Annotated in this window: 12 protein-coding genes; 8 read left to right on the plus strand and 4 right to left on the minus strand. The window is 44.5% G+C overall.

Features of this window, described 5'->3' with window-relative positions; genetic code table 11:
* Positions 1-184 precede the first annotated feature (184 nt).
* Entirely contained in the window at positions 185-592 is a 408-nt protein-coding gene (locus AZ66_RS02975) for an NUDIX hydrolase (protein WP_044353537.1), read from the minus strand.
* Between the two features lie 338 nt (positions 593-930).
* On the opposite strand from AZ66_RS02975, the gene AZ66_RS02980 reads away from it, so the two are divergent.
* From AZ66_RS02980 to AZ66_RS03000, 5 genes are all read left to right on the plus strand, one after another.
* A complete protein-coding gene (locus tag AZ66_RS02980) occupies positions 931-1512 on the plus strand; it encodes a TetR/AcrR family transcriptional regulator (RefSeq protein WP_052648360.1) in 582 nt (193 codons plus the stop codon).
* A 107-nt stretch (positions 1513-1619) separates the two neighbouring features.
* Positions 1620-2444, plus strand: a complete 825-nt coding sequence (locus tag AZ66_RS02985; protein ID WP_044353521.1) for a transporter substrate-binding domain-containing protein — start codon at positions 1620-1622, stop codon at positions 2442-2444.
* A gap of 23 nt (positions 2445-2467) precedes the next feature.
* On the plus strand, positions 2468-3112 hold the full coding sequence (locus AZ66_RS02990) for an amino acid ABC transporter permease (protein ID WP_021262238.1): 645 nt from the start codon (positions 2468-2470) through the stop codon (positions 3110-3112).
* Between the two features lie 15 nt (positions 3113-3127).
* Positions 3128-3889, plus strand: coding sequence for an amino acid ABC transporter ATP-binding protein (locus AZ66_RS02995; protein ID WP_044353522.1), 762 nt, complete (start codon positions 3128-3130; stop codon positions 3887-3889).
* Between the two features lie 69 nt (positions 3890-3958).
* The gene (locus AZ66_RS03000; protein ID WP_044353523.1) at positions 3959-5173 is read left to right on the plus strand and encodes a M24 family metallopeptidase; all 1215 of its coding nucleotides are present in this window, start codon (positions 3959-3961) and stop codon (positions 5171-5173) included.
* 329 nt (positions 5174-5502) lie between these two features.
* Here the strand turns inward: AZ66_RS03000 and AZ66_RS03005 are convergent, their stop codons facing one another.
* Positions 5503-6894, minus strand: coding sequence for a TraB/GumN family protein (locus AZ66_RS03005; protein ID WP_044353524.1), 1392 nt, complete (start codon positions 6892-6894; stop codon positions 5503-5505).
* Positions 6895-7084: 190 nt separating this feature from the next.
* Between AZ66_RS03005 and AZ66_RS03010 the strand changes: the two genes are divergently transcribed.
* From AZ66_RS03010 to AZ66_RS29590, 3 genes are all read left to right on the plus strand, one after another.
* The gene (locus tag AZ66_RS03010; protein WP_044353525.1) at positions 7085-7795 is read left to right on the plus strand and encodes a LytR/AlgR family response regulator transcription factor; all 711 of its coding nucleotides are present in this window, start codon (positions 7085-7087) and stop codon (positions 7793-7795) included.
* Positions 7792-9093: a sensor histidine kinase gene (locus AZ66_RS03015; protein ID WP_044353526.1), complete on the plus strand. Its 1302-nt coding sequence runs from the start codon at positions 7792-7794 to the stop codon at positions 9091-9093. Before AZ66_RS03010 ends, AZ66_RS03015 begins: the two co-directional genes overlap by 4 nt.
* Positions 9094-9252: 159 nt before the next feature.
* The gene (locus tag AZ66_RS29590; RefSeq protein WP_052648359.1) at positions 9253-9876 is read left to right on the plus strand and encodes a hypothetical protein; all 624 of its coding nucleotides are present in this window, start codon (positions 9253-9255) and stop codon (positions 9874-9876) included.
* Between the two features lie 121 nt (positions 9877-9997).
* Here the strand turns inward: AZ66_RS29590 and AZ66_RS03030 are convergent, their stop codons facing one another.
* Together AZ66_RS03030 and AZ66_RS03035 are read right to left on the minus strand one after the other, a co-directional pair.
* Complete coding sequence (locus AZ66_RS03030; RefSeq protein WP_044353529.1) at positions 9998-10852, minus strand: hypothetical protein; 855 nt, start codon at positions 10850-10852, stop codon at positions 9998-10000.
* A 466-nt stretch (positions 10853-11318) separates the two neighbouring features.
* The coding region (locus AZ66_RS03035; RefSeq protein ID WP_044353530.1) for a DUF1266 domain-containing protein at positions 11319-11574 on the minus strand (256 nt) is incomplete at its 5' end.

The raw sequence follows: 11574 nt of genomic DNA on the forward strand, positions 1-11574 counted from the left end.
ATGCAGATCGCTCCGTGCATTAGCTGCGTATGATCATCAATAGTACCAATGGATTAAGGCTGAGCAACCTGTTTGCTCGGCTTCTTTTTTTACTGCATGCTTTATGTGAGGCATACCTGTTACGATTCTTAACCATGATTTTCGTTAGCCGATATGCCAACACATCCTCGATCTATTTACAAAATTAAAACTCCACATAAAAAGGCTGCTGTGATGCATCCAAGCATTTTTCAATCCGCTCGCGGAAGTTTTTCCACGTAACCATTTGCAAAGCGTCATTTATCGAAAAATACCCCACTTCCAGCGCTTCCTCTGTCGTCGTTAGCTCACCGCCCACCTGCTTGGCTAGAAATAACGTATTGCAAATTCCGCCGGATACATTTTGATAAATGCCACAGAAGCGAACAATCTCAATATCGATTCCCGCTTCTTCCTTCGTCTCGCGAATGGCCGCTTGCGCTAGTGATTCTCCTTCTTCCACTTGACCACCCGGCATCTCCCACCCTCTTCGAGGGCCTCTAATTAACAAGATCTCATTATTTTCATTCACAATAATTGCTGCTGCGGACACGATATGCTTCGGAGGGTTCATCTCATTCGCTTCCTTTCCATGTTCAGCTGCGATCCTATATATCTGGGATTCCAGGTCATAACTGCCTACATCACAAGTTATGATTACTCCACTTTTCCTATTATCCTGCTTGGAAAATAATAAAGTCAATTCCTGCGATATTCTCTTTCTCACCGCGATTTTTTTCATTTTCCGACTATTCCAATTTGATTTAATCCTTGACACCAAGCCCATTCGAAAGTATAGTAATCGCATCGGAATTAAACTTGACTGACGAATCAGTTAAGAAGAGAGGGCGATGCAAACTGCCTAAGCTGCCTACCGTACCAAATCAAGAACAAGATAGACGTCAGCAGCTCATGAACGCCGCACTCTATCTCTTCGCAAGCAAAGGATACCATTGTACGAAGATTTCGGATGTGGTGAAGACCGCTGGTGTGTCACAAGGAACGTTCTATTGGTATTTTCATAGCAAAGAACAGATCATCCTAGAGTTAATTCACGATGGTAAGGAGAAACTAACCAACGTCATCGCTCAAGGCTATCGCAAGCATGGCGGTACAATAGATGATATGGTGAGCTCATCCGCACGACTGCTGACCGAACTATTCACGTTCGCTGATCAGAACCGGAACTTGATGGCACTGCTTCTCATGAAGGGGCAAGGTGCTGATCCTGCAGTACGAGAGGCGGTCTCACAGACTTGGACCACTTTCGAAGAAGCATTCAAGCACAATATACAACGGGCGACAGACTTGGGCATGCTGCCGAACACAAATGATTTGTCGCTACGCGCCAATATTCTCGTCTGCTTGATTACTGGAATATTGTCCAAATGGCTCTTCGGGCCAATGCATGAGGTCGATTATCAATCCAGCTACTCACCAGCAGAAATCGCTGAAGCCACGGCCAAATTTGAATTTCGAGGGCTGCTCGGATAACTTCGCTCATAGCCATTTTCATAGACGTGTTCAATACAAAATAAAGAACTTACTTATAGCACTTTGTTCGTGCAAGGGAAATCCCTACATTTAAGGAGGCAACAACGATGTCAGTCCAATTAAAAAAATTTCTGAAAGCCACTACTCTGCTAACCGTTCTTGCAGTCGCGCTTGTCGGGTGCGGAAGCAAGTCATCATCCAATGCAGGTTCCGCTAACGCGCTGGAACACATCAAGCAATCCGGAAAGATTAGAGTTGGGCTTATGGGCACCTATGCCCCATATAACTTCATCAATGATAAGCGCGAGGTCGATGGCTTCGATGCCGATATCGCCAAGGCAGTCGCTAAGCATATTGGTGTGGAAGTTGAGTTCATTACTGGTGAATTCTCGGGTCTGATCGAAGGATTGCAAAAAGATAAATACGATGCACTGGTCAGCCAAGTAACCATTACTGATGATCGCAAGCAGAAGATGGACTTCTCCACTCCGTATGTGAAAAATGCAGTTAATGTCATCGTCAAGAGTGACAATACGTCCATTCAGAAGCTCGAAGACTTCAAAGACAGGAAGATTGGTGTCGGGCTTGGAACCAATGATGAGAAGTATTTGCGTGATGTAGCTATGCCTAAGGTTGGAAACTTTGAAATTGCCACATACAACGACGTCATTACATCCTTGCAGGATTTGAATGTTGGCCGTATTGATGCGACGATTAACAATGTATTTGCACTCAAGCCGTTGATTGACAAAAATCATTTCGACGTGAAGGCAGTTGGAGAGCCAATTAAAGAGGATGTAGCAGGTATCGCGATTCGTAAAGATAACCCAGAGCTGTTAGCTGCCATTAATAAAGCACTAGAAGAAATGAAAGCAGACGGTACATTCAAAGAAATCTTCAAAAAATGGTTTGATGTAGAACCTAACATTTAAGCCAGTCCGGGAAGGTGCAAGAGATGGAACTCGTTATTCAAAACCTAGACTTTCTATTAAAAGGCGCTTATTACACACTGCTGATTACGATCGTATCCATGTTCTTTGGACTCCTCATCGGATTGGTTGTCGCCGTAGCTCGCTTAAAGGGAAATAAGTTCGTCCGCAATGTCGCAAGAATATATGTGTCCATCATTCGCGGAACGCCTGTATTGGTGCAAATCTTCATTATCTACTATGGACTACCCGACTTCGGGATCACACTCGGGCCGCTCAACGCGGCCTTTATTTCACTTAGTATCAACATCAGCGCTTACTTGTCCGAGACGTTCCGCGGTGCCATTCTTGCTGTATCCAGCGGACAGACAGAGGCTGCTCAATCCCTTGGGTTGACGCCGTGGCAGACGATGTGGCGCGTTGTGCTGCCGCAGGCTGCACGTGTAGCGATTCCCCCAATGGGCAATACGTTCATCGGCATGCTGAAGGAGACCTCGCTCGTATCGATCGTTACGGTAACCGAGCTTCTCCGCACCGCGCAATTGTTGATTGCGCAGTATTACGTGGCGATGCCATTTTTCATCGCGATTGCCATTATGTATTGGGTAATGAGCCTGAGCTTCTCAGCGATTCTGAACCGAATCGAAGCTCGCTTGTCGAAAGCCTACTAAGGACGTGAGATCATCATGATTCAGGTAAAAAAACTAGGAAAAAGCTTCGGCGAACTGGTCGTGTTCCAAGATATTGATCTGCAAGTCCGTTCCGGTGAAATCGTCGTACTCGTCGGGCCCAGCGGTTCTGGCAAGAGCACGCTGCTGCGCTGCTTGAATGGCTTAGAGATTCCTGATTCCGGGTACATTCAGATCGGTGATGCGGTATGGAATGCTGCGCTGGACGCCTCTTCCAAGAAGAAGGCCGTACAGCGCATTCGTACATTAACCGGAATGGTATTTCAGTCGTTCAACCTATTCCCTCATATGACCGTGTTGGAAAACGTCACCATGGCTCCGACCATTGTGAAGAAGATGAGCAAGGCTGACGCCGCAAATATTGGAGCGACACTTCTTGAAAAAGTAGGCCTCCTCCACAAAAAGGACGAGTATCCATCCCGCCTGTCTGGGGGTCAGCAGCAGCGTGTCGCCATTGCTCGCGCACTCGCGATGCAGCCGCAGATAATGCTTTTCGATGAACCAACTTCTGCACTTGATCCCGAACTGACAGGTGAAGTGCTGGCGGTGATGAAGAAGCTAGCAGCAGAAGGCATGACCATGATCATCGTGACACATGAGATGAAATTCGCAAGAGAAGTAGCGAATCGCGTCATCTTCATGAGCGACGGTGTTATTCAGGAGGAAGGAACTCCTGAACAATTTTTCGATCAGCCTAAGACGGAGCGTGCCCGCAAGTTCTTGCGTCAGCTCGCCAGTGAACCGGACACGATCTCATAAGGCGACTAGAACCTCGAAATGTTCTGGTCGTTACGATTAGATAAGAATTCTGCAAAGGGAGTGTACAGCATGAAGTTCGACAGAGCTGCGCATCTGGCCAGTGTCGCGGAGCGGGCTCGTTCCATTATGGAAAGAGAGAACATAGAAGCGATTGTGGCATCAGGCTGCGAAAATTTCTATTACTTGTCGGGCCACCCCAGCACATTCATGTATACGCTGCGGATGAGCGAAGTCGCATTGGCCGTTATGTTCCGCGATCCAGCGCGCCAGACGGTCATTATTATGAATGAGTTCGAGGCGGCTGGCGTTCCGAATGATCTTCCACGATGCGAGCTTCGAACGTACCCGACCTGGGTCGATGTCGATGATCCACTTGGCTTGCGCGGTGATAAGTATGAAGGCAGACGCCCCGTCAATCATCAAGTTCAGGAGATGTTCGGCTTGCTCCAACACGTGCTCGCTGATTATGGAGTAAGTACAGGCAAGATTGCAGTTGAACTAGGCTCCATGAAATACGGAGCTGCACAGGCACTGCAAGAAGCTCTGCCGAATGTCGAACTGACGGAAGCCAGCGCGATCTTCACCGAACTGCGTATGCTCAAGACTCCATGGGAGGTTGAACAGCTCCGCCAGAGCTGCGCATATGCCGAGATTGGCATCACTGAAGCGAGCAAGGGCATTCACATCGGCAGCTCAGCAGCTGAGATCGCGGATGTGTTTCGGATCGCGCTGCTGACTCATGCGAACGGCTCCCCTTCCCGCTTCCATATGATATCTGTGGGTGACCATTTCGCACCTGCACATATTTTTGATACAAGACCCGGCCAAGCTGGTGACGTTATAAAGTTCGATGTTGGTGTAGATGTTGGCGGCTACGGTTCGGACATCGCCCGTACCTTCGTGCTCGGCGAACCATCCGATACAGTAAAGCGTATCTACAACGCGCTGCGAACTGGACATGATCATCTATTGAAGATTATCGAACCTGGTATGCCGATGAAGCATGCATTCAACGATGCCATGACTATTATCCGACAATCTGGTCTGCCTACCTATAATCGAGGTCATTTAGGACACAGTGCAGGTCTTAGCTTGGCAGCTGAAGAAGCTCCATTTCTAAGCCCGTTCGAGAACACAACATTCCAGCCCGGCATGGTGATTTGCTTGGAGACCCCTTACTACGGGTACGGCATCGGTTCAATTATGATCGAGGATATGGTGCTCATTACAGACAGCGGAATCGAGCGGCTGAATACGTTATCCCGGGATCTGATAGTTCTGTAATTCTTAGGCCCAGCGTCTGATACCAGCAGCTTGGCTGCATACCAATCAAGGTCAGGAACTCAGCAGTCCGCTGTATCCTGACCTTTTTATATCCCTGCAATATATCCCTACATATCAATATCAATTGATCAATTGTTCATCATTGATGACCATATGCCCGCTTTTCATCTCTACAGCACAGCCTGCTTCAACTACTGATGCAGTTCCTTCCCATTACCGAAGACCGCAGAATAATGATTCAATCAGAGGAACGATGTCTCTTACGAGAAAAGAGGCCTCTCCTCGCCACCAGTCAGTGACATAAGGATCAGCCTCTCTATTCCACTATTCTATTTCACGAATTCTACTTGATACCCGTTCGCCTTCAACTGATCAACGACCATATCTTGAACCACGTAATGAGCTGCGCCTACAACGACAAAGTGCGTCGAGGATCCTTCTTTATCAAGCAGCTCCATCAGCTTCTTCGCCATGTTCTTGTCGCGTTCGCCTAACAAGCGTTTTGCCGAATCCGTTGTCATCATTTCTTTCGAGCTTGTGAAGGATTGCTTGAACTTATCCAGATCAGCCTTCACCCACAGCTTCTGCCAAGATTGTAACAGCTCCATGGACTCATCCGGCTTGCCTGTCGGTGTCAATATATGATCCAAAGCATCATTCAATTCCTTCTCTTGTGTCGCAACTGGAACTTTATCGAAAATATCGGCTTGCAGCTTCAAGCCTTCCAACTCGTGAATTGGCTTGCCAGCAAGCAATGCTGAATTGGTGAAGTAAGCATCAATGCCAAGCGCAGCAGCTTGTGCCATCTCTTCTGCGGCCCCAGTCATGCCAGCAAGCGTAAGGTTATTCGATACGGCCCATGGCTTGAAGCCGTCAAAGACATCCTTCGGCAGCTGCATTTTCTCCAATACCTGTTGCAGCTTCGCATAGGTTTCCTTCGAGACATGATCCTTCAATGTTGTACCGTCAGCATACGCCATCGATTGTGTGAAGTAGTCCATATCTTTGTTGCCTAGCAAATTAACTTCAACCCACAACGAATCTGCCTGCTTGAAAGCATCCCGCACACTCTTCTTCATCGGATACATATCAGGAGTGCCGACATGAATCGATCCGAGCAAGTAAAGTGTATTTTGACCTTTCGTTGCCTTCCACAGAAGCCCCTTCGCTCCACCGTCAACAGCATCATACGTGTACTCTACAAGACGGCTTGCCATAACAACCGCTTGCTCAACCGTACTTGGCTTGTCTAGATCAAGGCCTTTGCCTGTACCGTTAACGATCCCTTTCTTCTGGAAGAAAGCAATTGGCTCGTCCGTGCCAATGTTCATCGATTCTGGCAATTCATATTGATCCAATACCCCGTATACTGCATTGATTACTGATTCTCTCGTAATGACTTTCTCGGTTGCTGGTACAGTCAACGTATTCTTTTTCTTTAATTCCAGTGCATCCAGCTTCGCAGAAGTTGCCTTCAACAGTGCTTGGAACTTATCCGTTGATATTGGCTGTTGGAAAGTACCGTCTGTGTACCACGTCAGTGGAAATATTCCGTACTTTTCTCCCTCATTCAGAACGCTGATCGACCAAGAACTTACTTGCGGAGCTTCGACCGGCGCTTGATTCGCCTGTGCCGGAATGACAAATCCGAGCATTGCAACTGAAGCAACTAGACCGCTGGCCAGACTACGTTTGATCTTATCCCATTTGCTAGTCTTCACCAAGATTCCCCCTTTATAGCATATATGTAGATCTACAAACCCTACCGATTATAGCGCTTAACCTATCGGAAGGCAATATTCTCCTAAGAGATTTGTAAACAAAATATGAACTATCTATATGTAACAAAATTGTAGGCTTCCTAAAAATATTATAGAATTAAGTTATCTGGTTATTAATGGAGTGGCTGTAATGAACGTAGCAATATGTGATAATGATAGAAATGTTGCAAATGATATAGAGGATCTACTTTCAAACATGTCCGGAATGGAATTCTCCAGCGATGTGTATTATAGTGGCGCTGACTTGCTAAGATGCTTGCAGGCTGGGTCACATTATCATATTTATCTGCTTGATATTGAAATGCCTGGCCAAAATGGAATTGAAATTGCTTCGGTTATCCGGGAGCAGGATCGAAATGCGATCATTATCTTTATCACAGACCATAAAGAATATGTATATGAAGTTTTTGAAGTTTTGCCGTTTCGCTTTTTAAGAAAGCCTGTAACTGCTCAAAAGTTGTCCCCCATCTTGCTGGATGCTGCGGAACACATCAAAGTGTCGAAGCAGCTATTCTTTTTTCAGATCGGGCATGACAAATACCAGCTTCGCTGCAGTGACATTCTTTATTTTGAAGGGGCAGGAAGAAGGGTAATTATCCATACCAATCGAGATACCTATGAGTTTTACGGAAAAATCGCGGACATCCTGTCTGGGCTGGATACGAATCTGTTTTGCCGGATTCACGCCTCATTCTTAGTGAATATGGAGTACATCCGCTCCATTAACAAAATGGCTATTCATTTGCAAAACGAAGCTCAATTGCCGATCAGCAAGCGCTATCTGAACGAGGTGAAACAAGCACATCTGTCCTTCATAGAACGGAGAAGCGGCAATCCATGACTTATTTTCAGACAACTACCGATGCGATCATTTTTGGGCTTGAAGTCGTTCTTAGCATGATCGAGATTCTATTTATACTGCGTCTCTTTAACAAAGTGTTTGGAGAGGCTCGGATCAATCACCTCAAGCTGTATGCAGCAGCTGCTATTGCGATGCTGGCTATAACATGCGGTTTGCGAATGGTTCTGAATCCCGTCCGCCCTGCGGCGCTTCCACCCATCACCGTACTATGCAGTATGTTCTTTTTACTATGCTATCCGCCGAATCGCCAAAAAAAGGTGTTATATATCGGGATACTTTTAACGGTATCCTATTTCTGGATTCTATTATACGATTTGATCGTTACACCAATCGAAGATAAGAGCATTTGGCTAACACTTATTCTATGTCACGTAGGTTTTTATCTGTTATTGGAACTTATCCGAAAAACGGACAATGGGAAACAGTGGTCTATCCCTTTTCATCTTTGGCTTTTACTTATGGCCATTACCTTAGCCAGTACGGCAGCGCTAGGCGTTATGGAATATTATATTTCTAACAGGGAGGATCCCTACTCGCTGACCGTGGAAATTCCAATTAGTCTCATATTCTTGTTCATTAACCTTTCACTGTTTGTGGTTTTTGACAAATTCTCTACTCTAATGCATACAGAACGGGAGAACACCATGCTGGAACAGCAGGTGCAATTACAGCATAGGTATTACAAGGAGCTAGAGGCCGCCCATCAGCAGGTTCGGGCACTGCATCATGATATGGGGAATTATATCAGAACTGCCGAGCAGCTGGCGGCAAAGCAGGACAACAACAACGAACTCATTGGCTTTTTAAACGCTGCATCCGGCCAGCTCAAAGAAATTGAAACCGTGATTTCAACCGGGAACCAATACTTGGATTCCATTTTGAACATCAAAATCGCCGAAATGCTCCACGAGGGCGTAACCGTCGAGACAGATATTCATGTACCTTCCGGCTTAAAGCTGTCATTTGAACAAGCCGTCATTATCGTAGGGAATCTGATGGACAATGCGAGAGAGGCGTGCAGGGAATTACAGAGTGGGGAGCGGTGGGTTCGTATGAACCTGTCCTACATCAACCACACGCTATTCATCCGCATTGAGAATTCAGCGAGCCCCATCCAGATATGGGACAACGGATTGCCTGTGTCTACGAAGAACGAACCGTTTATCCATGGATTAGGATTAAAGAACGTGAAGAAAGCCGTGGAGGCACTTGGTACCATGGATGTAGAAAGCACGACCCATTCTTTTCTTGTCCGGATTGCTTTGTATGACAGGTAACCCAATTATGACAAAAACCCCGTCGATTTTTTACAAGTGCATAATTTCAAAAGGATCGAGTGCTACAATCTGAATGGTTGCAGCACTCTTTTGTGTGCGAACGATTTTGTTTGTAGGTTATTGATTATTAGTTTGGCAAAAAAGGAACGGGGGATAACGATGCGTAACAAGAAAAATATACTCCTGATTGGCGGACTGGCGGCAGCATTGCTTCTGGGCGGTTGTTCATCAGGCATAATAACAAACCAGATTGTAGAAAGTGTCCAAGGTCTTGAGGAATTAGAAGATACAGCTGATTTCGTAAATGAGACCGTACAAAACGCTATCTGGGATGAAGTCGCTACAGAGATTGAAGAAGATGAAGATCTGCAAAATATAGAATGGGACGATGTCAAGGATCGTATGGCACTAAAAAAACAGAAAATAGAAGTCCACTCCATTACCGATGGCAGCCTATTGCATACGATCGCAGACAATAAGCAAATCTTCGAATTTACAAAAAACCTCCATATTGAGCGTTGGAAATACCTTCGTTCCATCCCGGAAGATGCGAAGGACTTGCTTGTCTATGTAACGTGGTCGGAAAAGACGAAAACGGTGTTTGGCAAAAATACGGGTGAACTTCACGAAACCAGCCGAAACACGTTATACAAAAATAAGGATGGATACTATGTGGTAATGGAACCTCTACCTTCCCTTTCCCCCATCCGCAAGTTCTACTCTAAAGTGCCTGCGAATGTGGCAGAATATCTGCTTTCTCTGGTAGAGGCGGAAAATAAATAAACGAACTCTGTTAAACTGACCTGAGAAGCTGGAACAGCGACAGCTAAGGACGAGAAAATAAAGTCCTAGACTGTCGCTGTTCCATTGCGTTAACGTGTCCCGTTAGTGTAATAGATTCTCGTTAGTTTGTTGCGTCAAAATATTCTGATAAAATCCCCACTAAAACTTGCTTATAATCGTTAATATGATAGGAAGAGTTGTCCACTTTTTTCTTAGCTATATGTAAGCCCTTAAATATTTCTTCTTCTAATTCCCTTCTTGCCTTAAGAACCTGCAGAGTTCCTTCTAACCCTTTGTAACTCTGCTTTTTTCCATACCCTTGGCTTGTATAATATTCTATAAATCCCTCTGACCATTCTTGAGGTCTTTCTTTTACAGCCTTTCTGAAAGAATGTTCAAGATCGTTCTGTTCTACGTAAATCAACAATGGATTCAGTTGCTCCACAATTGTTGCCAGTTCTATGACATAACTTATAACGTCTTCCTTCTTTGCAGCATATTTAATCATCCCCATAGTTACAGGGTTTTGTATAAAACAACAATCAAAAACAAAGGTGTCTGTACCATTCAAAACACTCTCCGTAAACTTCTTCCATTTCTCTGTTATCAGTTTCCTGTTCAGATCTAGTGACAATTCATACACATCATTTTTGAAAACTGCATGTAGCAATTCATCTGGAAAACGTGAATCGTATTCGTTTTTTACTTTCCGATATTCTAGGAAGTAATTGTTACCATCTTTAATCATACGATTACTCAACAAATCTTTGAACTTTTCATGGGTACTCAATAATTCATCGAATTCATTTTCCTTAAAAAAGGCGACTCCGTCATAATCAGCAGGATGATCTAGATCTCCTTCTAAAAACAGCTGAGATTTAATGTTCATTTCCGTAAGAATTTCATGAACTAGTTCAGCAGTTGTTGTTTTCCCGGATCCTGGCAACCCCTCAATCAAGACTAACTTCGATCTCATAATATAGTTCCTCCATTCGTTATTAGGAGGATAAGCAGGTAAGAATCAATAGAGATGCGGTTTCCCGCGAAAATAAAAGCGGATACCATCAGGTATCCGCAGAATGGGTTTATGATATACCTTTCCCTGCATACCCTGTAAGATTAAAGAAAAGCATGCCAAATAACATAGTGTAGCACTATTACAGGCATCTTTTCGAATTGTTAATCTTTACAGAGTAATCAACATGATAAGGTTTAATGCTCCTTTGTTTGCATCTCTATTGTTCAGATTAACATTACGCATAGATAAATACAAGTAGGGGCTTTTCATACAACTTAAAGCGAAGAAATCGCTGGCTGTTTTTGCGCAGAATAATTATTTCCCTATGATTTAGTCATTTATTTAACCATCGACTTAACAATGTACTCGCGTACAAAATCCAAAGGTCTGATGGTATTGTCCAACGTGCTTGTAAACACGATAATTACCAGTCTTTTTTCAATGGAAGATGAAAGTCTAAGCTATATGGGCCGTTTTCTAATTTTAATAACATTTCATGAATATCTTTTCGTTCTCTTGCATCATTCGTTTTTCCATTCAAGTCCTCTTTAGACCAAAAACTATATCCAAGCAAGTAGCTTTGCCCCATTTCATCAAAACTCGAATAAACTCTTTGCAGTATTTCTGCAGCTTGTAAACATAGATCCAATGCTTCTTCTTTCGTATAGATACCTGCAATA

The sequence above is a fragment of the Paenibacillus sp. E194 genome (assembly GCF_000935845.1).
GTDB classification, from domain to species: domain Bacteria; phylum Bacillota; class Bacilli; order Paenibacillales; family Paenibacillaceae; genus Paenibacillus_B; species Paenibacillus_B alvei_B.